Consider the following 21,766-nt stretch of genomic DNA (forward strand, 5'->3'; position numbering starts at 1 on the left):
GAGAAGAGAGATTAGAATAAAACCTCAAAGAAATATTTTTAAAGAGATGGGGATAGAAAATATTGAGATTACTGAAATTATCTTCAGCGAAAGAAATAAAAAAATGGATATGCTTTGTGTTGTTTCTACTCCTCAAGATTTAAAAGGGCTTGATAAAGCTTATGAAAATTTAAAGAAAAAATTTGGTTCAGAATTAGATATTAATTTTAAAATAGACTATCTATGTAAAGAGATAAGTAAAGAGAGTTTTTTAGAGATTGTAGAAAGAGTTATAGAGAAGTTAAAACAGACAAATGCAATCTCTAAATCTTTTTTATATCTGTATAGAGTATCTATAGGAGAGGGAAATGTTGAAATAGAACTAAAAAATGAGATGGCAGTAGAGACACTTTATAGTTCAAATGTAGATAGTAAAATTCAAACCCTTTTAGAAAATTATGGAATCAAAGGATTTAAAGTAAACTTTGTTTCAGGAGATTTTAATAGAGAAATAAATTCTATTGAAAACGAGATTGAAAATGGATTGATAACATTGAATGCTAAATCTGATGAACAAAGAGAAAATAATATAAAAGCAAGCAATCCAATTCCTAAAGTGGAGATAAAATCCGCTATTTCAACAGGAAGAGGAGGATTTAGTAAGAAAAAAGATATAAAAAGTCCAAGTATGCCTATCTCAGAGTTTAAAGAGCTTATTGAGAATGAGATAGCTGTTGTAGAAGGCGAGCTTTTTGCAACAGATGGAAGAGAGTTAAGAACAGGTAAAGTTTTACAAGTTTTAAGAATTACTGATGGAGAGGACTCTATAACAGCTAAAATATTTTTAAATAAAGCTGACGAGTTCGATGTTAAAGTTGGAGACTTTATAAAAATAAGTGGAAAAAAACAAATAGATACTTTTGAAAATAATGAAGAAGTAATTCTTGTTAATATATTAAATAAATTAGAAAAGCAAAAAGTAAAAAAAATAGATGATGCAGAAGAAAAAATGGTAGAACTTCATACGCATACAAAAATGAGTGAAATGTGTGGAGTGGAAGACGTTAAGGGAATTGTTGCAAGAGCTGTTGAATACGGACATAAAGCTGTGGCAATAACAGATTATGGTGTAGTTCATGCTTTTCCATTTGCTTATAAAGCCGCAAAAGGAAAAGATATTAAAATTATTTTTGGATGTGAAATGTATATGGTTGATGATAAACAACCTATGGTTAGAAATCCGAAGGACGTTTTAATTGATGAGGAGACGTATGTTGTATTTGACCTCGAAACATTAGGATTGAATGCACATCAAAACGAAATAATAGAGATAGGAGCAATTAAACTTCAAGGTAGAAGAATAGTTGATAAATATTCTCAGCTTATAAATCCCGGAAAAAAGATACCGAAAAAAATACAAGAAATAACTGGGATAACGGATGCTATGGTTGAAGATATGCCCACTATTGATAAAATAATATCTAAATTTATGGATTTTGTAGGAGATGCTACGCTGGTGGCTCACAATGCACCATTTGATATGGGGTTTTTAAAAAGAGATGTAAAAAAACATTTAGGAACTGATTATAATCCAGCGGTAATAGACACTCTTCAAATGGCAAGAGATCTTTATCCAAATCAAAAAGCATATGGATTAAAACCAATAACTAAGTTTTTAAAAGTAGCACTTGAAAATCATCATAGAGCAGTTGATGACTCTCAAGCTACTGCAGCTATGTTTGCAATATTTTTAGATAGATATTTAGAGATAGGGGTTACAAATCAGCTTCAAATGACAGGAGCTTTTCCTTTGAACTATAGAAAACAAGACATAAGAAATGTGATGGTTCTAGTCAAAAATTTAGAGGGATTAAAAAATATGTACAAACTTATTTCAGAAGCACATATAGAATTCTTTGGAAATAAAAAACCTAGAATTTTAAAATCAGTTCTATCTGAAAATAGAGAGGGGCTTATAATAGGAGCTCCAACCTCAATTCATTTTGCTAATAGCGGAGAGATATCGGAAGCGTACTTTAGAAATGATTTAGAAAAAGTAGAAAGAACAATGGAGTTTTATGACTATGTGGAACTTCAACCTAGAATAGCATTTTCAGAATTTTTAGATACAGACGAAACAGGTGCAATATCATCATATAAAGATGTTGAGAAAATGAATCTTTATATGTATAATTTGGCTAAATCTAAAAATAAAAAAGTTACAGCTACTTCAAACGTTCACTATTTAGAAAAAGAGGACCATAAAATAAGATCAATCCTTTTATATGGAAGTGGAAGTGTATTTAGAGCAAATCAATACAGAGTAGACAATGGGTTCTACTTTAGAACTACAGAGGAGCTTTTAGAGGAGTTCAACTATCTTGGAGATGAAATCTCTAAAGAGATTGTTGTAGAAACCACCAATGAAATAAGCGATATGATTGAAGCTATCCAACCTATTCCAAGTGGATTTTACCCACCTAAAATAGATAATGCTGAAAATATTGTTAGAGATATGACTTATGAAAAAGCGTATGAACTCTATGGAAATCCTCTTCCTGAAAATGTTGAAGCAAGAATAGAAAGAGAGTTAAAAGCCATAATAGGAAATGGATTTTCTGTACTCTATCTATCGGCTCAAAAGTTGGTAAAAAGATCTTTAGATAATGGTTATTTAGTTGGATCAAGAGGCTCGGTAGGATCATCTATAGTAGCTTATATGATGGAGATAACCGAGGTTAATGCTCTATACCCACACTACTTATGTATAGATTCTGAATGTAAATATTCTGAATTTATAGAAAGAGAGGGTGCTGGAGTAGATTTACCAGATAAAGTATGTCCAAAATGTGGTAAAATTATGAAAAAAGATGGACATTCAATTCCATTTGAAGTATTTATGGGGTTTAATGGAGATAAAGTCCCTGATATTGATCTGAACTTTTCTGGAGAATATCAATCTGAAATACATAGATATTGTGAAGAACTATTTGGAAAATCAAATGTATTTAAGGCGGGAACTATTTCAACACTAGCAGAAAAAAATGCGGAGGGCTATGTTAGAAAATTTTTTGAAGATCATACAATAAATGCTGGAAGAGCTGAGGTTATGAGAATGGCTAAGAAGTGTGAAGGAGCTAAAAAAACAACCGGTCAGCATCCTGGAGGAATGATTGTTATTCCTCAAGACAAATCTATATATGAATTTTGCCCTGTACAAAGACCAGCAAATGACCAAAATAGTGATTCTACAACTACACATTATGATTATCATGTAATGGATGAACAGCTTGTAAAACTCGATATACTAGGACACGATGATCCCACAACTATAAAGATGCTTCAAGAATATACTGGAATAGATGTATATGATATTCCGCTAGCAGACCCAGAAACGATAAAATTATTTTCTGGAACAACTTCGCTAGGAGTAAAACCTGAGGATATTGGATCAGTTATTGGAACATATGGAGTACCTGAGTTTGGAACAGGATTTGTAAGGCAGATGCTTGTGGATACGATGCCTACAACATTTGCAGAACTTGTGAGAATATCAGGTCTTTCACATGGAACAGATGTTTGGCTAAATAATGCTCAAGAGTTTGTAAGAGATGGAAAAGCAACCCTTTCTCAAATTATATCGGTGAGAGACGATATAATGAACTTCTTAATAGATCAAGGGGTTGAAAAAGGAACGGCATTTAAAATAATGGAGTTTGTAAGAAAGGGTCAACCCAGTAAGAATCCAGATCAGTGGAAAGATTATTCGGACATGATGAAAGAACATGGAGTGCCGGAATGGTATATAGAATCGTGCAGAAGAATAAAATATATGTTTCCAAAAGGCCATGCAGTTGCTTATGTAATGATGGCTATGAGAATTGCATATTTCAAAGTACATTATCCACTGGCTTTTTATGCAGCATATTTAAGCAGAAAAGTGGAGGATTTTGATTTTGAACTTATGGGTGATTTGATGAAAGTGAAAGGGAAAATACAAGAACTGAATAAGGAACCCAAATTAGATGTTAAAAAGAAGGCGCAGTTAGCTGTATGTGAAATTATAGTTGAGATGCATGCAAGAGGATTTGAATTTTTAAATTTAGATGTTTATAAATCTCAAGGAAATAAGTTTACCATAGAGGATGGGAAAATTAGAGTTCCACTGATGGCTTTAAATGGACTTGGGACATCTGTAATGGAAAATATAGTCAGGGAGAGAGAGTTAGGGAAATTTATCTCTTATGAAGATTTTAAGAGAAGAACAAAAACTTCTCAAACAACAGTGGACAAATTAAAAGAGCTCAATTGTATAGAGGCTCTGAGCGAAACAAATCAAACGACTTTATTTTTTTAGGAGGAAACATGTTGAATATAAAAAAGCAGCATTTGGGAGCGGGATTAGTCTGTTTAGCTGCTACAATGTGGGGATTTGATGGAATTGTTTTAACTCCAAGATTGTATCAATTGAATGTGTCGTATGTGGTATTTGTCTTACATCTGTTACCTTTAATAGGAATGAGTATTTTATTTGGAAGAGTAGAATTAAAGAATATAAAGAAACTTAGCAAAGAGGATAAATTTTACTATTTTTTAATAGCACTTTTTGGTGGAACTTTAGGAACTCTTTCAATAGTAAAAGCACTATTTTTAGTAAATTTTAACCATCTCACAGTGGTGACATTACTTCAGAAGTTACAGCCAGTTTTTGCGATAGTTTTAGCAAAAATCATATTGGGTGAAAAGATAGGGAAAAACTTTGTATTTTGGGCTATTATGGCTTTAATAAGTGGATACTTTTTAACTTTCCAGTTTGCATTACCTCATTTTGAAGTTGGTGACAATATGGGATTAGCAAGTTTATATGCTATTCTTGCAGCGTTTTCTTTTGGTAGTTCAACCGTATTTGGAAAAAAGATTTTAACAAATTCATCTTTTAGAACTGCTCTTTATACGAGATATCTTTTTACATCAATGATAACTGGTTTAATTGTTATTTTTAATGGGAATTTAAATTGGTTTCTAAAAACAACACCCCATCAGTGGATAATTTTTTCGATAATAGGTCTTACAACAGGAAGTGGAGCGGTGCTCCTATACTATATAGGTCTTAGATATATAAAGGCAAATGTGGCAACAATGTGTGAACTTTGTTTCCCCATTTCATCAATAGTTTTTGATTACATTTTTAACGGTAAAATACTTTCATCTTTACAGTTTGTAAGTGCGGGGTTTTTATTGTTTACGATATATAGAATAACTAAAAATCAAAAAAATTAAAAATAAATAAAAAACAATTGAAAAAAATGTTCTAAAAATATATAATAATGTTGTAAAAAGTTATATAATAATTAAAATCGGAGGAATTAAGCATGGATTGCAATTTTACTTTAGAAGATATATTAAAAGCAAATGAAACTATCAAAGATTCGTTAAAAAGAACTCCAGTTGTTGAGTGTCCAACATTAAAGGAATTGACAGGTAATACAGTATTTTTTAAATTGGAAAACTTACAAAAGACAGGTTCTTTTAAATTGAGAGGGGCTTTGAATAAAATAGCAAGTCTTACACAGGAAGAAAGAGCAGCAGGAGTTATAGCATCTTCAGCTGGAAATCATGCACAGGGTGTCGCTTTAGGAGCAGCAGCTCAGGGGATAAAAGCAACAATTGTGATGCCTGCAACAGCACCACTTGCTAAAATAGCTGCCACAAAGAGTTATGGAGCAGAGGTAATTTTAGAAGGGGAAGTATATGATGATGCATATAATAAGGCTTGTGAAATTCAAAAGGAAACAGGTGCAACATTTTTACATCCATTTGATGATAAATTTGTAATGGCTGGACAAGGAACAATAGGGCTTGAAATATTGGAGGATATTCCAGATGTAGATGTAGTTTTAGTTCCAATTGGTGGCGGAGGTATTATTGGTGGAATAGCAAAGGCTATAAAATCATTGAGACCAGAGGCAAAAGTGATAGGGATTGAAGCACTCCATGCAGCTTCGATGGCAGAAGCAGTAGCCGTTAAAAAGGTTTGTGAAATATCAACAAAGCCTACAATTGCGGATGGAATAGCAGTAAGAAAAGCAGGTTGTGAACCATTTAAAGTTGTTCAAGAGTGTGTGGATGAAATAGTGACAGTAACTGAAGATGAGATCGCAAGAGCTATTTTGTTTTTAATGGAAAAAAGTAAAGTTGTAGCTGAGGGAGCAGGAGCAACAACTGTTGCAGCACTACTAGCTGGAAAAATAAATGTTGAAGGAAAAAAAGTTTGTGCAGTAATATCTGGTGGAAATATTGATATCAATCTTATAGAAAGAGTTTTGAATAAAGCTTTAATATTAGAAGGAAGAAGATTTGCATTCTCTGTAGAACTTTCTGATAAAGTGGGAGAAATGGCAAAAGTTGTAGCTACTATTTGTGAAGAAAATGCAAATATCTTGAGCATAAATCAAACAATGTATAGTGCTAATTTAGGAATAACATCTCAAGAAGCTAGTTTTGTATTGGAGTGTTTTGATAAAACTCATCAAGAAAAAGTGAAAGAGAAGCTATCTTCTTTAGGATATAGAATATATTAGTAAAAAATAAAAATAAAAATAGAAACCACGAGATTATAACTCTCGTGGTTTTTTAAATAAAGATTGAATTTTTATTTTATTTGTGGTTAAATTAAAAAAAGATATTGTTAAAAAGTATATATAAAGAGGTGCTTTTTTATGGAAAAAGTTAGAATGATTCAAGAATATGTACCAGGAAAACAAGTGACATTAGCACACCTTATTGCTCACCCGAACAAAGATATTTATAAAAAATTGGGATTGAACATGGAGAAAAAAAATGCGATAGGTATACTTACAATAACCCCTGGCGAAGCAGCAATAATAGCAGCAGATATTGCCACAAAAGCCGGAGAGGTAGAGATAGGATTTTTAGATAGATTTAGTGGGACATTGGTTATAACTGGCGATGTTTCGAGTATAGAGGGTTCTTTAGAGGCTGTTATGGATTTCTTGAGCAACGCATTAAAGTTTTCCACAACACAAGTTACGAGGTCGTAATATGAAAATAATGTTGATAGGAAGAACGGGAAGCGGAAAGACAACATTACTTCAAAGATTGACCAATCAAAAATTGGAATATAAAAAAACACAGATGGTTTCTTACGAGAATCAAATTATAGATACACCGGGAGAGTATGTAGAAAACAAATCTTATTATAGAGCTCTCAATGTAATCTCTCAAGACGTGGACACAGTTATTTTTGTTCAAGCGGCAAATGACGATGAGATGATTTTTCCTCCACAATTTTCTACGATGTTTTCAGGTAAGAAAATTTATGGACTGATTACTAAAAAAGATATCTTTCCAAATACAGAAAAAGTAAAAAAATATCTTGAAGATGCTGGTGTAGAAAAAATTTTTGAAACAGGAATAGATGACTGTGAAAGTTTAAATTTCTTACAAGAAAGCTTGGGGTGATTGCTATGGAAAAAAGAATAATAGTGGCAGAGGATGACTCATTAATAAGAATGGATATAGTGGAGATGTTAAAAGATAATGGATATTTGGTTTTAAGTGAGGCCAAAGATGGATTAGAAGCAGTAGAAATGGTTATGAAATATCAGCCAGATATAGTGCTTTTGGATTTGAAAATGCCATATTTGATAGGAACAAAAGTTGCAAAAGTATTAAAAGAAAAAGATTATCAAGGTTGTATAATAATGTTGACGGCATATAGCTCTGAAGATTATATAAAAGAAGCTACAATAAATAATGTGTCGGGATATCTAATAAAACCTTTAGATGAAAAAATATTAATTTCACAGATGGAATTGCTCTATAAAAACTATAGAGAAAAACAAGAATTAAAAAAAGAATTAGAAAAAAGTGATAGAAAATTGAAAGAGAGAAAAATTATAGAGATAGCTAAAGGAATACTTATGGAAAAGTACTCTTTAAACGAAGAGGAAGCATATTTTAAATTAAGAAAAATAAGCATGGAAAAAAGAATAGGTATTTCAAAGTTAGCAGATATAATAAATGTAACTGGAGATCTTTTATGATAAGAGATTTTTGCCGAATATGTTGTACGCTAACTTCAGTCGATATAGATAAAATTGAAAAATTGCAGGAAACAGCTGTTATATTGAGCAATGTATTAAATGTAGATACTTTTATAGATTGTCCCACGAAAGATTCGGAAAAGGCTTTTGTGGTACATCACTCTAGACCGGTAGGAAAGAGTTTATACTCTAAAAATATAGCTGGTGAAATTGCACAATATATAAATGAACCTGCAGTTTTTAGGACTCTTACAACAGGGATGCCGTCTAAGAACTATAAGGCTACTACCCAAGAGGGTGAAAGTGTTTTTCAAAATGTCATAGCTATAAAAAATGATGGAAATGAAATTATTGGAGTTTTAATACTGGAGCATTCTACCCAAAAAAAAGACCTTGTCCACTTTGAAGAGATAGAGAGAGTCATTCCAAAGCAAATAAATGATTTAGATGAAGAAAGGCATGATATTCCTGAGCTAGTAAAGGATGGAGTTGTAATATTTAACAACTCAGAAAAAATAACATATGCTAATGGAATAGCTAAAACGATTTATAAAAAAATAGGATTTGGAGATAGTATAATTGGAGAAACTTTTCAAAATATAATAATAAATAAAATTGAATTTAAAAATATATTAAAGAATAAAAAAATAGATGTTGTAGAAGTGAATCTATTGGGAATGGTTTTAGCAATTAGCTACTTTGCGACAATTGCAGATAAAAATAAACAAAATGTAATAATGATAATCAGAGATATAACCCAAGAAAAAAATAAAGAACAAGAGTTAATATTAAAATCAGTTGCAATAAAAGAGATACACCACAGAGTAAAAAACAATTTACAAACGATTGCAAGTTTGTTGAGAATACAGAGTAGAAGAACTAAAAATGAAGAGGTTAAAAAAATTTTGGAAGAAACAATCAGTAGAATTTTAAGTATTGCTATAACTCATGAAGTACTGTCAAAAAATGGTTTGGATAACTTAAATATAAAAGAAATAGTTGATTTAATATATAAAAATTATTCTACAAAAACTATTGACAAACAGGAGAAAATAGAGTTTACTGTACTAGGTGATAACTTCAATATATCATCAGATAAAGCCACAGCAATAGCACTAGTAATAAATGAGATAATTCAAAATATAGTAGACTATGCTTTTCCGGAGGAGAGAAAAGGAATCGTTAAAATTTTAATCCAAAGAGGAAAGTTTTTTTCTCAAATAATAATATCTGACAATGGAGTTGGAGTTTCTGAGAAAAATTTAAAAAACACAGGGTTAGGCTTGATGATTGTGGAGAAAATAATAAAAGAACAGTTAAAAGGAAACTTTAGTATAAAGAGTAAATTGGGTATTGGGACAGTTGTTAAATTAGAAATAAAAAACGAATAGTGATATACAAAGATGTATATTAAGAAATAGCAAAGAAGCTAAAGAGATGTAGTTATATGACTACAGTTCTTTAGCTTTTTTTGTTTTTTATTGGAGGTGAAAGTTGAAGGAAGAGATTATAAGTGTAGGGATAGACATCGGAACATCTACGACAAAGATTGTATTTTCAAAGATTATACTTGAAAATCTTTCTTCCGGGGCTAGAGTTCCGCAGATAAAAATAGTTGGAAAGGAAGTGTTTTATAGAAGTAAAATCTATCTAACTCCATTAGTAAATCAGTATGAGATAGATATTGATGCTTTAAAAAAAATTTTAAAAGCTGAATATGAAAAATCGAAAATTCCAATAGAAAAAATAGTGACCGGAGCTGTAATAATAACAGGAGAAACAGCGAGAAAAAATAATGCAAAAGAGGTTTTAAATGCTGTAAGTGCTATGGCAGGAGATTTTGTGGTTGCAACAGCAGGACCGGATTTAGAAAGTATAATATCTGGTAAAGGTGCAGGGGCAATGCAGTTTTCAGAAGAAAAAAATACGAGTATCTATAATTTAGATATAGGAGGTGGAACAACAAATATCTCTTTATTCAATAGAGGAGAGGTGATAGACACAACCTGTTTAGATATAGGAGGTCGACTTCTTAAATTTAAAAATAAAGATTTAGAGATCGGATATGTCTATAAAAAATATGAACAAATAATATCGCAATTAGATTTAAAAAGTTTAGTGGTTGGAAGAGTAGCGGATAAAAATGAGATTAAAAGACTCTGCGACAAAATGGCTGAAATTTTATTAGAATCTGTTTCAAATCAACAAAAAAGTAAAATATATGAATTTTTAATTACAGATAGAGATTACAAGACAAAAGAGAAGGGAAAGTATATTAACTTTTCAGGAGGGGTTGCAGATAGCATATACAATCACTATGAGGATGACAAATACAGGTATTTAGATATAGGAATAATATTAGGAGATTCTATAAGAGCATTATTTGAAAAAAATACAATAGATGTAGTGAAGCTAGGAGAAACAATTGGGGCAACAGTGGTCGGAGCAGGAGCGCACACAACAGAAATAAGTGGAAGTACTATAACATATACAGAAAATTTGTTTCCTTTAAAAAATATTCCAGTTATAAAAATTAATGATTTAGAATTGGAAGATGGATATATTGGGTTAAAAGATATTTTATTGAAAAAGTTTGAGTGGTTTAAAACGGAAGAGGGTTATCAAGAAGTAGCAATTGGTCTAATAGGAAAGAACAATTTAAAATACAAGGATATTTTGGAAATAGCGGATCAAATATATTTGGGATTGAGTAATTTGAAAAGAATTATTGTTGTTGTTGAAAATGATATAGGCAAAGTTTTAGGACAAAGCTTAATTTTAAAATATGGATCAAAAGTTCCTGTGATATGCATAGATGGGATAAAAGTAAATGATGGAGACTTCATAGATATAGGAGTTCCGCTAGGGAATGGGAGCGTATTGCCTATAATCGTAAAAACATTAGTTTTAAATTATTAAAAAAAATAAAACGAGGTGACGTAAATGAGATTAAACACAAGACTTTTTGGTCAGGATTATGTTTTTAAAAATTTATATGATGTCATGGCTAAAGCGAATGAAGAAAAATCAGGTGATGAATTAGCTGGAATAGCGGCAGTAAGTACAAAAGAAAGAGTTGCAGCAAAGGAAGTTTTAGCAAATATAAAGTTAAAAGAATTTAAAGAAAATCCAGCAGTTCCTTATGAGGAAGATGAAGTGACAAGAATAATAATAGATTCTTTGAATTTAAAAGTATATGAAGAGATAAAAGATTGGACAGTAGGAGAGTTAAGAGAGTGGATTCTATGCACAAAAAATCAAGATAGAGAGATTCAATGGTTAAGAAGGGGGTTGACATCAGAAATGATATCAGCCGTTACTAAACTGATGTCAAGCCTAGACTTAATTAATGCTTCAAAAAAAATTATAGTTAGAAAACATTGCAATACAACTATTGGTGGAGAGGGGATTTTAGCTGCAAGGTTACAACCTAACCATACAACAGATGATCCTGATGGAATTATGATATCACTATTAGAGGGGTTGAGCTATGGAGTTGGAGATGCTCTAATAGGATTAAATCCTGTTGATGATACTGTGGATAGTGTTGTTAGAGTATTGCAAAGATTTGATGAAATAAAGAAAAAATGGAATATACCAACTCAAATATGTGTGTTAGCTCATGTAACAACTCAGATGGAAGCTATAAAAAAAGGAGCACCAACGGATTTAATTTTTCAAAGTATAGCAGGGTCTCAAAAATCAAATGAAGCATTTGGAATAACAGCAGCGATGATAGAGGAAGCAAAAGAGTTAGCATTAACTCACGGAACAGCAGCAGGGCCAAATGTAATGTATTTTGAAACAGGGCAAGGATCGGAACTTTCATCAGATGGGCATAATGGTGTAGATCAACTGACAATGGAAGCAAGATGTTATGGTTTTGCTAAAAAATATGATCCATTTATAGTGAATACGGTAGTTGGATTTATAGGCCCAGAGTATCTATATGATAGTAAACAAGTGATGAGAGCAGGATTAGAAGATCATTTTATGGGGAAACTGCATGGGTTGTCTATGGGAGTTGATGTGTGCTATACAAACCATATGAAAGCAGATCAAAATGATATTGAAAATTTAGCTGTTTTATTGACAGCAGCGGGATGTAATTACTTTATGGGAGTCCCTGCTGGAGACGATATAATGTTAAATTACCAAACAACAGGTTATCATGATATTCAAACTTTAAGAGAAACACTAAATGTAAGACCTATAAAAGAGTTCAATGACTGGTTAGAAAAATATGGAATTAGAGATGAAAATGGAAGATTAAAAGAAATAGCAGGGGATGCATCACTATTTTTATAGGAGGATATAAAATGATTTCTGAAAAAGAGTTGAAAAATATAATTTCACAAGTTCTAAAAGAGATGGATGGAGAAGTAAAAAATATAGATAAAGTTAAAGAAAAGATTGTAGGAAATATAGAGAAATTAGAAAATGTTGAGGATATAACAAAAATAGATCTAAGAGAGGTAATAGAAATAAAAAACCCAATAAATAGGGAGGAGCTATTAAAATATAAAAGAAAAACTCCAGCGAGGGTTGGTATTTCAAGGGCTGGAACAAGATATACTACAAATACTATGCTAAGGTTTAGAGCTGATCATGCTTCGGCACAAGACGCTGTATTTACAGACGTTTCAAATGAGATATTGGAGAAAAACGGTCTATTTACAGTTCAAACAAAATGTAACTCAAAAGATGAGTATATAACAAGACCAGATTTAGGAAGAAGATTATCAGAGGAATCTATAAAAATTTTAAAAGAAAAATGTAAAAAAAATCCGGTTGTTGAAGTATATATATCGGATGGACTTAGTTCTACTGCAGTTGAAGCCAATGTAGCAGAAATTTTACCATCACTATTGAATGGATTAAAATCTTATGGAATAGATACGGGAACACCATTTTTTTTAAAGTATGGAAGAGTTGGGGCGGCAGATGATGTTTCCGAAACTTTAGGTGCAACTGTAACTTGTGTTCTGATAGGAGAGAGACCGGGACTTGCAACATCTGAGAGCATGAGTGCATATATAACATATAAAGGGTATGTAGGAATTCCAGAAGCTAAAAGAACAGTCGTTTCAAATATCCATGAGAGAGGAACACCAGCTGCTGAGGCAGGGGCACATATAGCTCATATAATTAAGAAGATTTTAGATGCTAAAGCCAGTGGGCAAGATTTAAAACTATAAGGAGGAAAATAGAGATGATAAATGATCCTATAAAACCAAATGTATTAGCAATTAAGTTGATTCCCAACGTAGATGAAAAGATGGCGGAAGAGTTTAAGTTGCCAAAAGGATATAAAAGTATAGGAATAGTGACTGCAGATTGTGACGATGTTACCTATACAGCTCTTGATTACGCAACAAAAATGTCGGAAGTGGAAGTTGTTTACGGAAAATCATTTTATGGTGGAGCTGCAAATGCAAATACTAAATTGGCAGGAGAAGTGATTGGAATTATTGCTGGGCCAACACCGGCAGAGGTAAAGAGTGGTTTAAATGCAATAGTAGACTTTATAGAAAATGAGGCATGTTTTTATAGTGCAAATGAAGATGATACAATAGCTTATTATGCACATTGTGTTTCGAGAACAGGAAGCTATTTGTCAAAAACAGCTGGAGTAAGTGAGGGGGAAGCTTTAGCATATTTAATCGCCCCACCATTAGAAGCTATGTATGCTTTGGATGTGGCATTGAAGGCTGCAGATGTAAAGATGGCTGCATTTTTCGGACCTCCATCTGAAACAAACTTTGGAGGTGGACTATTAACTGGAAGTCAATCTGCTTGTAAAGCAGCATGCGAAGCATTCGCAGATGCTGTAAAGTATGTTGCTCAGAATCCATTAAAGTTTTAAAGGGGTTGTAAACAATGAAAAAAGCATTAGGATTAGTTGAAACAAGAGGGATGATTGGAGCAATAGAAGCTGTAGATGTAGCGTGTAAAACAGCGGATGTTGAGATTTTAAATAAGCATTTGGTGAAAGGTGGAATAGTAACAGTGGAGTTTGTTGGTGATGTTGGAGCAGTGAAAGTAGCGGTAGAAGCTGCCGAAGAAGCGACAAAGCGATTAGGAGTGTATGTGAGTAGCCATGTGATTCCAAGACCAGATGAATCTATTTATTTGATGATAGAAAAAAAAGAAAAAGAAGTAAAAAAAGAAAAAGAAGTTGTTGAAGTAATAGAAGAGATAGGAAAAGTTTTAGAAGAAAAGATTAGAGATAAAAAAATAAAAAAATAAGAGGAGTTGGTAGTTATGGCAACATTAAACGCATTAGGGATGATAGAAACAAAAGGGTTAGTAGCAGCGATAGAAGCAGCAGATGCAATGGTAAAAGCAGCAAATGTGGTACTAGTAGGAAAAGAACTAGTTGGTGGTGGATTGGTAACAGTTCTTGTAAGAGGCGATGTTGGAGCAGTAAAGGCAGCAACCGACGCTGGTGCAGCGGCGGCGGATAGAATAGGTGAATTGGTTTCTGTTCATGTAATTCCAAGACCTCATTCAGATGTAGAGATGATACTTCCATCAATTGAAAAAAAATAAGTTAAATAAAATATTAAGAATGGTAGTGTAAAAGCTACCATTCTTAATAAAAGGAGTAAAGATATGAGATCTATTGGAATAGCAGAATTTAATAGTATCCCTACAGGAATAGAGCAACTAGACAAAATTTTAAAAAAAGTGGATGTAGAAGTTTACAGAGGTGGAACAACGTGTCCAGGGAAATATTATTTTATAATATATGGAGAAGTTGAGGCTATATCTCAAGGAATGCGTGAGATAGAGAAAAGTACCAATGTAGAGATTGTGTCTGGAGTTGCTCCAGAACTGATTAAAGCATTGAATAAAAAAGAGGTCGGAAAAAGATTTTCAGCGATAGGAGTCTTTGAATTTTATGGAATTCCAGAAGGAGTAAAAGCTTTAGATCTTGTGATTAAAAGTGTTGAGATATCTGTATTAAAACTTATTTTGGGGTGGACTTTGGCAGGGAAAAGTTATTTTGTTATAGGTGGAGATATAAGTTCAATAGAAGAAGCAGTAGTTTTAGTTACAGGATCTTTTAAGACGAGAGATATAAAGATAATCAATAATCCAACAAAGGAACTATTAGATTTTATCTAAAAAGGAGGAGTATTATGGATAGAGATTTATTATCTATACAAGAAGTAAGAGATTTGTTAAAGGAGTGCAAAGTAGCGCAAAATAAATTTGCAACTTTTTCTCAGGAGAAAGTGGATCGAATAATTTATGAGATGGTAGAAGAGATAAAATTGCACAATGAAAGATTAGCTAAAATGGCAGCAGAAGAGACAGGGTTTGGAAATTGGCAAGATAAGGTTTTGAAAAATAAATTTGCGTCAGAGTATCTTTATGAGTATATAAAGAATATGAGAACTATAGGGAAGTTAAAAGAGGAAAATGGTGTCATAGAAATTGGAATTCCTATGGGTATAGTTGCAGGATTAATACCTTCAACAAATCCGACATCAACAGCTATTTATAAAGTTTTAATATCTTTAAAAGGAGGGAACGGAATAGTTGTAAGCCCGCATCCGAATGCAAAACAATCTATTATAGAAACAGTTAGAATATTGAAGGAGGCAGCTAAAAAGGCTGGAGCACCAGAGGGATTGATAGGAGTTATACAAAATACTACAATGGAAGCGACAACGGAGCTAATGAAACATGAGGATACTTCGTTAATTCTAGCAACAGGTGGGGAAGCGATGGTTAAAGCTGCATACAGCTCAGGAACACCAGCAATAGGAGTTGGGCCAGGAAATGGACCGGCATTTATCGAAAAAACCGCAAATAAAGCGTTGGCTGTAAAGAGAATATTGGATAGTAAGACGTTTGATAATGGAGTGATATGTGCTTCGGAACAGTCTATAATTGTAGAAAAAGAAAGTAAAAGAGAAGTTGTAGAGGAACTAAAAAAACAAGGTGCTTATTTTTTAGATAGAGATGAATCTAAAAAATTAGGAGATTTTATTTTAAGAAGTAATGGAACAATGAATCCGCAAATAGTTGGAAAAACAGCGTTAAAACTTGCACAACTTTCTGGAATAAATGTGCCTTGTAACACAAGAGTTTTAATATCTGAAGAGAGTGAAGTTTCTAAAAAAAATCCATATTCGAGAGAAAAGTTAGCACCGATATTGGCATTTTATACTGAGGAAAGTTGGGAAAAGGCGTGTGAAAGATCAATAGAGATATTAAATGTTGAAGGGAAAGGGCATACGATGGTTATTCACTCTGAAAATAGAGATATAATAATGGAGTTTGCATTAAAAAAACCTGTTTCTAGATTATTGGTAAATACACCGGGAGCTCTCGGTGGAATTGGAGGTACAACAAATTTAGCTCCAGCATTAACTTTAGGTTGCGGAGCAGTGGGAGGAAGTTCAACATCTGACAATATAACTCCTTTAAATTTGATAAATATAAGAAGAGTTGCCTGGGGAGTATCAGAGTTAGAGGATTTAAAAGGAAGTGCAACTTCAAAAATATCTTGTGAAGATGAAAAGTTAGAGGAGTTAGTTAGAAAAGTGATAGCTGATATATTGAATAGATAGGAGAGGAGAAATGGTCCTAACTGAAGAAAAATTAAAAATAATGTATAAGCAAAAAAAAATGGATATATTAGAAGTAGACGAGGGAACTATATTGACACCTTCAGCTAGACAATTTTTAAGTGAAAAAGGAATAGAACTAGTAAATGTACAAGAAAAATTAAGCAATGAAATCCAAGAAGAAAAAGTTATTCAAGAGGTGAAAAGTAAATATAAAGGAATAAATGGAGAGTTGTATATGGATAAGCCTGAATATATGACACAAATATATGGAAATGTTTTAGTGAAAAAGGATAATAAAAGGATTGTATTGAGAGGGAAAATAGACTCGCTACAAGCCAAGTGGTTGGTATTATCAAAGGGACTTGAAAGTTGTAAAAATGCAAATTTAATTAAAGATTTAGAGAGTGTTGAAAAGTTTATAAAAAAAATATTAGTTTCAGAGGTTCTAGGAGAAGCTTTAGGTGAGCTAGATATTTTAGGAAATAGTTTAGATCAAATAAAAGAAATTTCACATAACCCGAATAAATTTTTTAAAAGAGGGCATCTTTTTGAAATATCTAAGAAAGATGATGAGATTATTTTAAAGCTAAATGAAGTTAGAACCTACTCTAGAGAGGTTGAAATATCTGCTATTGAAGCCTTTGTAAAAGAAAATGGAGTTGTTGAAAGAAAAGATTTATTAACAGCCTTAAATAGAATGAGCAGTGTGATATATATAATGATGCTAAAAGGAGCTGTGGGTGAATATGGAAATAGATGAAATCGTTAAAATTATAAAAAAACAACTTTTAGAAGAGTGTGGGAAAAAAGAGAGATTTCCGGTGGAAGCATCTGGAAGACATATCCATTTATCACGTGAAGATGCTGAAAAAATTTTTGGTGTGGGATATGAATTTCAGATCTTAAAAGATTTATCACAGCCGGGGCAATACGCATGTAAAGAAAGAGTAAGAGTGATTGGACCCAAAGGTATAATCGAAGGGGTTATAGTATTGGGACCTTTTAGAGATAAGACACAAATTGAGCTTTCTTTAACAGATACAAGAATTTTGGGTGTTGAGGCAGTTTTGAGAGAATCGGGAGACACACAGGGTACACCGGGCGTATATATAAGCAATCTGGATAAAATGATAAAAATAGATTCAGGAGTTATAGTTGCAAAAAATCATATCCATATGACTGAAAAAGATGCTGAAAAATTACAATTGAAAGATAGACAACTTGTTAAAGTTAAAATTAATAATACACTGAGACCTATAATTTTTGAAGATGTTATCGTGAGAATAAATAATAAATTTAGTTTGAGTATGCACTTGGATTATGATGAAGCCAATGCTTGTTTTTTAAATAGAGATTCTTATGGTGAAATTTATGAGTGAGTTGGATCTTTTAGAAATAATAAAAAAAGAGATAGAAAAATATAAAGTAGATATAGAGAAAAATACAAAAATATCTATTCTAGGAGAGGATAAAATATTAAAAGAAGAGTTACAAAAAATATTTGGATTGGATGAGAATGCCTTAAAAATATTGATAATTACTCTGGAAATAGACGAACTGGTAGCTTTATCTCAAGGTTCGTATATAAATTTTAAAACTCAAAAAATAATAGAGAGTGTGTTGGAAGGAAAAGAAATTTTTTTAATAGAAGAAGGAATAAAATGGAGAGCATATAAATTAGCTCCATCTAAATTAATACAAAAATATTTATCTTGTGAAGAGGAGTTGAAGAGATATAATATTAAAATTTTAAAAAAAATAAATTGTATAGAGAGGCTAAAAGGAGAAGATAAAAAAGAATTTTTTTCAAAGAAACTATTGACTCTAAGGGATATAAAAGAGATCCACCAAAAAAATAAAAATGTAATAATAATAGATGAAAAGGTATTTGTTACAGATTCAGCTTTAGATTATATGAAAGAAAATAATATAAATTTGATAAAAAGGTGAGTGCAATGGTTATTGGGAAAATAATAGGAAACGTATGGGCTACAAGAAAAGACGAGAGTTTAAATGGATTGAAATTTATGATAACTCAATTAGAAAATGGAGAGAAAATAGTTGTATGTGACTATATAGGAGCGGGTATAGGGGATTTAGTTTTGATAACAAGGGGTAGTGGTGCGAGGAAAGTTTTGCAAGACCCAAGTATTCCCATCGATGCTGTGACAATAGGGATTATTGATGGCTTTGAGGAAGGTGAATAATGAAGAGAAAACTAATAACACTTGAAAATGTTCAGGATTATATATGTGAAAAAGAGATAAATATAACAAAAGATATGATTATACCACCAAAAGTAAATGATTATTTAAAAAATAATGGTATAAGGATGCTTTTTCTTGAAGAAAAATTGGAAGAAAAAATCAAAAAAATTTTAAAAGAAGAGTTTAAAATATTGGATGAAGATAAAGTGGATGAGATTATAAAAAAAGTAAAAGGGGGGCTAAGCAATGGGTATTAATGAGATTATTATATACATAATGGTACTATTTATGGTTATTGGTGCAATCGACAAATGCTTAGGAAATAAATTTGGTTATGGTGAAAAATTTGAAGAGGGAATAATGGCGATGGGAGCCCTAGCTTTAGCTATGGTTGGAGTGATCTCTTTAGCTCCTGTTCTAGCAAAAATATTGAGACCAATAATATCACCAGCATATACAATGTTGGGAGCAGACCCAGCAATGTTTGCCACAACACTACTAGCAAATGATATGGGTGGATATCCACTTGCTATGGAATTAGCCCTTTCACCAGAAGCAGGAAAATTTGCAGGATTGATATTGGGAGCTATGATGGGACCTACTCTGGTGTTTACAATTCCAGTAGCTTTAGGAATAATAGAAAAAGAAGACAGACCATTTTTAGCAAAAGGAATATTAGCAGGTATGATTACAATACCACTTGGTTGTTTAGCAGGAGGATTAACAGCAGGATTTCCACTTCAGTTGGTTTTATCAAATATTTTACCAATTATAATATTTTCACTACTAATCTCTTTAGGATTATGGAAAATTCCAGAAAAGATGACGAGTGGATTCACTATATTTGGAAAAGGAGTCGTAATAGTTATTACCTTAGGACTAGCGGCGGGAATAATAGAGTTTTTAACAGGATTTGTAGTAATACCTGGCATGGCACCGATAACTGACGGAATAGAAATTGTTGGAAGCATAGCGGTGACGTTAGCAGGAGCATTCCCGTTAGTTTACTTTTTGACTAAAGTTTTAAACAAACCACTTACTAAAATGGGTGAGTCTTTAGGTATGAATGAAAAAGCGGCAGCAGGAATGGTAGCGACACTGGCAAACAATATTCCTATGTTTGGACTGATGAAAGAGATGGATAATAAAGGTAAAATTTTAAATGTTGCATTTGCAGTTAGTGGCGCATTTGTATTTGGAGATCACCTGGGATTTACTGCAGGAGTGGATTCTCAAATGATCTTTCCAATGGTTGTAGGTAAATTAGTAGGTGGTGTAACGGCAGTTTTATTGGCGAAATTTATGTTTAGAAACGTAGTGGGTGGAGCAAAATGATGAATATAGATGAAAAAGAACTAGAAAGAATAATTAAAAAAGTTATTGAAAAAGAGTTGGGAGAAAAAAAATCTATAAAATATATAGATCCTAGTGGAATAGGCGTTATCAAAGCAGAGAAAATTGATAGAGTGAGATTTGATACAGGAAATCCAAAAGATCAAGTTTACGTAACGGATCTATATACTCTTGAGGAAAGCCCAAGAATTGGTGCGGGAATGATGGAGATGATCGAAAGTACGTTTGATTGGACTTTAAACTATGATGAAATTGATTATATTATAGATGGAAACTTAGAAATAATAGTCGATGGAAGAAAAATAGTTGGAGAAAAAGGAGATGTGATATTAATTCCTAAAAATTCAAAAATAAAGTTTAGTGCTCCTATATACGCAAAATTTATATATGTAGTTTATCCAGCAAATTGGAATGAAAAGTAGGTGTGATATGAACGAATTTTTTATAAAACCCAAAATAAAATTTGGAATAGATTCATTGGATTATTTAGAGAGTTTAACTTCAAAAAAATATTTTATAGTTACAGATGATTCAATGGTAAAATTAAAAATAATTGATAAAATTTTAGAAAAACTACCTAAAAATTCTGAGATAGATATTTTTTCTGAAGTTATACCAAATCCAACTGTTGAAACTATAGAGAATGGCTTAAAAAAATTAATTAAATTTAATCCAGAGTGTGTAATAGCACTTGGTGGTGGGTCACCGATAGATGCCTGTAAAGGGATGTTGTATTTTGAAAAAAAAGTGGCAGAAGAGTGTAGCGAAAAGATAAAACCTTTTAGACACTTTATTGCCATTCCAACAACAAGTGGAACAGGCTCGGAAGTGACTTCGTATAGTGTTATAAGTAGTGGTGAGAATAAGATAGCGTTGGCAAATGAAGATATGTTACCAGATATTGCGATATTGAACCCAGAATTTATGAAAACGTTACCGCCTAAAATAATAGCAGATACAGGAATGGATGTTTTAACTCATTCTTTAGAGGCCTATATATCTTTGAAATCGAATCCTTTTACAAGTGCAATGGCAATAGAGGCGATTAAGTTGATTGAGTCCAATCTCTTGAAACACTATAAAAATCCTCAAGAGTTATATCACCGAGAAAAAGTTCAGGACGCTTCATGTTTAGCAGGAGTGGCATTTAACAATTCATCCTTAGGAATAAATCATAGTGTAGCTCATACTATTGGAGCCAAATTTCATATAAGTCATGGAAGAGCTAACGCCATAGTTATGCCGTATATAATTCAAGTAAATAAAAATGCTTGGAAAGAATATGCTAAAATTTCAAAAGAGTTAGGATATGAATTTTCAACTGTTGTAGAAGGGAAGGATGCTTTTGTAAAACTTGTTGAAGAGTTAAAAAAAGAGATGCAGATAGAGACGAGTTTAAGTCAAGTAGGAGTTGAATTTAATGAGTTTAAATCAAAAATTCCAATTTTAATAAAAGATATAAAAAAAGATATTTGTACAGAATATAATCCTGAAACTTTAAGTGATGAGGAGTATGTTAAATTGTTATTAAAAATATATTTTGGAAATAATGATATTTAAATTTGTAAAAAGGGGG

At 32.1% G+C, this 21,766-nt stretch carries 23 protein-coding genes; all 23 read left to right on the forward strand.

Features of this window, described 5'->3' with window-relative positions:
* The first annotated feature begins 46 nt into the window (after positions 1–46).
* The 23 genes from Q0V67_RS02380 to Q0V67_RS02490 all read left to right on the forward strand — a co-directional run bounded on the left by Q0V67_RS02380 (position 47) and on the right by Q0V67_RS02490 (position 21,750).
* Complete coding sequence (locus Q0V67_RS02380; protein ID WP_297596763.1) at positions 47–4,336, forward strand: PolC-type DNA polymerase III; 4,290 nt, start codon at positions 47–49, stop codon at positions 4,334–4,336.
* Positions 4,337–4,344: 8 nt separating this feature from the next.
* Positions 4,345–5,259 (forward strand): DMT family transporter, encoded by a 915-nt coding sequence (locus tag Q0V67_RS02385; RefSeq protein ID WP_297596692.1) that lies wholly within the window; start codon positions 4,345–4,347, stop codon positions 5,257–5,259.
* 92 nt (positions 5,260–5,351) lie between these two features.
* Entirely contained in the window at positions 5,352–6,560 is a 1,209-nt protein-coding gene (gene ilvA / locus Q0V67_RS02390; RefSeq protein WP_297596694.1) for a threonine ammonia-lyase, read from the forward strand.
* 138 nt (positions 6,561–6,698) lie between these two features.
* Positions 6,699–7,040 carry a BMC domain-containing protein gene (locus tag Q0V67_RS02395; RefSeq protein WP_297596696.1) on the forward strand — a complete coding sequence of 114 codons (342 nt, stop codon included), beginning with the start codon at positions 6,699–6,701 and terminating at the stop codon, positions 7,038–7,040.
* A 1-nt stretch (position 7,041) separates the two neighbouring features.
* Positions 7,042–7,461 (forward strand): EutP/PduV family microcompartment system protein, encoded by a 420-nt coding sequence (eutP, locus tag Q0V67_RS02400; protein WP_297596698.1) that lies wholly within the window; start codon positions 7,042–7,044, stop codon positions 7,459–7,461.
* Positions 7,462–7,466: 5 nt separating this feature from the next.
* Positions 7,467–8,045 carry a response regulator gene (locus Q0V67_RS02405; protein WP_297596700.1) on the forward strand — a complete coding sequence of 193 codons (579 nt, stop codon included), beginning with the start codon at positions 7,467–7,469 and terminating at the stop codon, positions 8,043–8,045.
* A complete protein-coding gene (locus Q0V67_RS02410; protein ID WP_297596702.1) occupies positions 8,042–9,436 on the forward strand; it encodes a sensor histidine kinase in 1,395 nt (464 codons plus the stop codon). Before Q0V67_RS02405 ends, Q0V67_RS02410 begins: the two co-directional genes overlap by 4 nt.
* 103 nt (positions 9,437–9,539) lie before the next feature.
* Positions 9,540–10,964 (forward strand): ethanolamine ammonia-lyase reactivating factor EutA, encoded by a 1,425-nt coding sequence (gene eutA, locus Q0V67_RS02415; protein WP_297596704.1) that lies wholly within the window; start codon positions 9,540–9,542, stop codon positions 10,962–10,964.
* Between the two features lie 24 nt (positions 10,965–10,988).
* A complete protein-coding gene (locus Q0V67_RS02420) occupies positions 10,989–12,353 on the forward strand; it encodes an ethanolamine ammonia-lyase subunit EutB (RefSeq protein ID WP_297596706.1) in 1,365 nt (454 codons plus the stop codon).
* Between the two features lie 11 nt (positions 12,354–12,364).
* Positions 12,365–13,243, forward strand: coding sequence for an ethanolamine ammonia-lyase subunit EutC (eutC, locus tag Q0V67_RS02425; RefSeq protein ID WP_297596708.1), 879 nt, complete (start codon positions 12,365–12,367; stop codon positions 13,241–13,243).
* Positions 13,244–13,257: 14 nt separating this feature from the next.
* The gene (eutL, locus tag Q0V67_RS02430) at positions 13,258–13,911 is read left to right on the forward strand and encodes an ethanolamine utilization microcompartment protein EutL (protein WP_297596710.1); all 654 of its coding nucleotides are present in this window, start codon (positions 13,258–13,260) and stop codon (positions 13,909–13,911) included.
* A 14-nt stretch (positions 13,912–13,925) separates the two neighbouring features.
* Complete coding sequence (locus tag Q0V67_RS02435) at positions 13,926–14,294, forward strand: BMC domain-containing protein (protein ID WP_297596712.1); 369 nt, start codon at positions 13,926–13,928, stop codon at positions 14,292–14,294.
* A gap of 15 nt (positions 14,295–14,309) precedes the next feature.
* Complete coding sequence (gene eutM, locus Q0V67_RS02440; protein ID WP_297596714.1) at positions 14,310–14,597, forward strand: ethanolamine utilization microcompartment protein EutM; 288 nt, start codon at positions 14,310–14,312, stop codon at positions 14,595–14,597.
* 63 nt (positions 14,598–14,660) lie between these two features.
* Positions 14,661–15,176 carry a BMC domain-containing protein gene (locus Q0V67_RS02445; RefSeq protein ID WP_297596715.1) on the forward strand — a complete coding sequence of 172 codons (516 nt, stop codon included), beginning with the start codon at positions 14,661–14,663 and terminating at the stop codon, positions 15,174–15,176.
* Positions 15,177–15,190: 14 nt separating this feature from the next.
* Positions 15,191–16,630 carry an acetaldehyde dehydrogenase (acetylating) gene (locus Q0V67_RS02450; RefSeq protein ID WP_297596717.1) on the forward strand — a complete coding sequence of 480 codons (1,440 nt, stop codon included), beginning with the start codon at positions 15,191–15,193 and terminating at the stop codon, positions 16,628–16,630.
* 10 nt (positions 16,631–16,640) lie between these two features.
* Positions 16,641–17,390, forward strand: a complete 750-nt coding sequence (locus Q0V67_RS02455) for an ethanolamine utilization protein (RefSeq protein ID WP_297596719.1) — start codon at positions 16,641–16,643, stop codon at positions 17,388–17,390.
* The gene (locus tag Q0V67_RS02460) at positions 17,377–18,009 is read left to right on the forward strand and encodes a phosphate propanoyltransferase (RefSeq protein WP_297596765.1); all 633 of its coding nucleotides are present in this window, start codon (positions 17,377–17,379) and stop codon (positions 18,007–18,009) included. Before Q0V67_RS02455 ends, Q0V67_RS02460 begins: the two co-directional genes overlap by 14 nt.
* Positions 18,002–18,580, forward strand: a complete 579-nt coding sequence (locus tag Q0V67_RS02465; protein WP_297596721.1) for a hypothetical protein — start codon at positions 18,002–18,004, stop codon at positions 18,578–18,580. Before Q0V67_RS02460 ends, Q0V67_RS02465 begins: the two co-directional genes overlap by 8 nt.
* A 5-nt stretch (positions 18,581–18,585) precedes the next feature.
* On the forward strand, positions 18,586–18,837 hold the full coding sequence (locus Q0V67_RS02470) for a EutN/CcmL family microcompartment protein (RefSeq protein ID WP_297596723.1): 252 nt from the start codon (positions 18,586–18,588) through the stop codon (positions 18,835–18,837).
* Positions 18,837–19,094, forward strand: a complete 258-nt coding sequence (locus Q0V67_RS02475) for a hypothetical protein (protein ID WP_297596725.1) — start codon at positions 18,837–18,839, stop codon at positions 19,092–19,094. Before Q0V67_RS02470 ends, Q0V67_RS02475 begins: the two co-directional genes overlap by 1 nt.
* Entirely contained in the window at positions 19,084–20,172 is a 1,089-nt protein-coding gene (eutH, locus tag Q0V67_RS02480; protein WP_297596726.1) for an ethanolamine utilization protein EutH, read from the forward strand. The genes Q0V67_RS02475 and eutH overlap by 11 nt, the downstream gene beginning before the upstream one ends.
* Before the next feature lie 5 nt (positions 20,173–20,177).
* Complete coding sequence (locus Q0V67_RS02485; protein WP_297596767.1) at positions 20,178–20,612, forward strand: cupin domain-containing protein; 435 nt, start codon at positions 20,178–20,180, stop codon at positions 20,610–20,612.
* Positions 20,613–20,619: 7 nt separating this feature from the next.
* Positions 20,620–21,750, forward strand: a complete 1,131-nt coding sequence (locus Q0V67_RS02490; protein ID WP_297596728.1) for a 1-propanol dehydrogenase PduQ — start codon at positions 20,620–20,622, stop codon at positions 21,748–21,750.
* Positions 21,751–21,766: the final 16 nt, after the last annotated feature.

It is taken from the genome of uncultured Cetobacterium sp. (assembly GCF_947072685.1).
Taxonomy (GTDB): Bacteria; Fusobacteriota; Fusobacteriia; order Fusobacteriales; family Fusobacteriaceae; genus Cetobacterium_A.

What these genes read in the sequence shown, in the direction of transcription:
- eutL (WP_297596710.1), top strand. Translation starts at nt 13,258, where the DNA reads ATGATAAATGATCCTATAAAACCAAATGTATTAGCAATTAAGTTGATT.
- eutP (WP_297596698.1), top strand. Translation starts at nt 7,042, where the DNA reads ATGAAAATAATGTTGATAGGAAGAACGGGAAGCGGAAAGACAACATTA.
- Q0V67_RS02465 (WP_297596721.1), top strand. Translation starts at nt 18,002, where the DNA reads ATGAGTGAGTTGGATCTTTTAGAAATAATAAAAAAAGAGATAGAAAAA.
- Q0V67_RS02435 (WP_297596712.1), top strand. Translation starts at nt 13,926, where the DNA reads ATGAAAAAAGCATTAGGATTAGTTGAAACAAGAGGGATGATTGGAGCA.
- Q0V67_RS02475 (WP_297596725.1), top strand. Translation starts at nt 18,837, where the DNA reads ATGAAGAGAAAACTAATAACACTTGAAAATGTTCAGGATTATATATGT.
- Q0V67_RS02450 (WP_297596717.1), top strand. Translation starts at nt 15,191, where the DNA reads ATGGATAGAGATTTATTATCTATACAAGAAGTAAGAGATTTGTTAAAG.
- Q0V67_RS02405 (WP_297596700.1), top strand. Translation starts at nt 7,467, where the DNA reads ATGGAAAAAAGAATAATAGTGGCAGAGGATGACTCATTAATAAGAATG.
- eutM (WP_297596714.1), top strand. Translation starts at nt 14,310, where the DNA reads ATGGCAACATTAAACGCATTAGGGATGATAGAAACAAAAGGGTTAGTA.
- eutC (WP_297596708.1), top strand. Translation starts at nt 12,365, where the DNA reads ATGATTTCTGAAAAAGAGTTGAAAAATATAATTTCACAAGTTCTAAAA.
- Q0V67_RS02460 (WP_297596765.1), top strand. Translation starts at nt 17,377, where the DNA reads ATGGAAATAGATGAAATCGTTAAAATTATAAAAAAACAACTTTTAGAA.
- Q0V67_RS02385 (WP_297596692.1), top strand. Translation starts at nt 4,345, where the DNA reads ATGTTGAATATAAAAAAGCAGCATTTGGGAGCGGGATTAGTCTGTTTA.
- Q0V67_RS02380 (WP_297596763.1), top strand. Translation starts at nt 47, where the DNA reads ATGGGGATAGAAAATATTGAGATTACTGAAATTATCTTCAGCGAAAGA.
- Q0V67_RS02420 (WP_297596706.1), top strand. Translation starts at nt 10,989, where the DNA reads ATGAGATTAAACACAAGACTTTTTGGTCAGGATTATGTTTTTAAAAAT.
- Q0V67_RS02445 (WP_297596715.1), top strand. Translation starts at nt 14,661, where the DNA reads ATGAGATCTATTGGAATAGCAGAATTTAATAGTATCCCTACAGGAATA.
- eutH (WP_297596726.1), top strand. Translation starts at nt 19,084, where the DNA reads ATGGGTATTAATGAGATTATTATATACATAATGGTACTATTTATGGTT.
- Q0V67_RS02395 (WP_297596696.1), top strand. Translation starts at nt 6,699, where the DNA reads ATGGAAAAAGTTAGAATGATTCAAGAATATGTACCAGGAAAACAAGTG.
- Q0V67_RS02410 (WP_297596702.1), top strand. Translation starts at nt 8,042, where the DNA reads ATGATAAGAGATTTTTGCCGAATATGTTGTACGCTAACTTCAGTCGAT.
- ilvA (WP_297596694.1), top strand. Translation starts at nt 5,352, where the DNA reads ATGGATTGCAATTTTACTTTAGAAGATATATTAAAAGCAAATGAAACT.
- Q0V67_RS02470 (WP_297596723.1), top strand. Translation starts at nt 18,586, where the DNA reads ATGGTTATTGGGAAAATAATAGGAAACGTATGGGCTACAAGAAAAGAC.
- Q0V67_RS02455 (WP_297596719.1), top strand. Translation starts at nt 16,641, where the DNA reads ATGGTCCTAACTGAAGAAAAATTAAAAATAATGTATAAGCAAAAAAAA.
- Q0V67_RS02490 (WP_297596728.1), top strand. Translation starts at nt 20,620, where the DNA reads ATGAACGAATTTTTTATAAAACCCAAAATAAAATTTGGAATAGATTCA.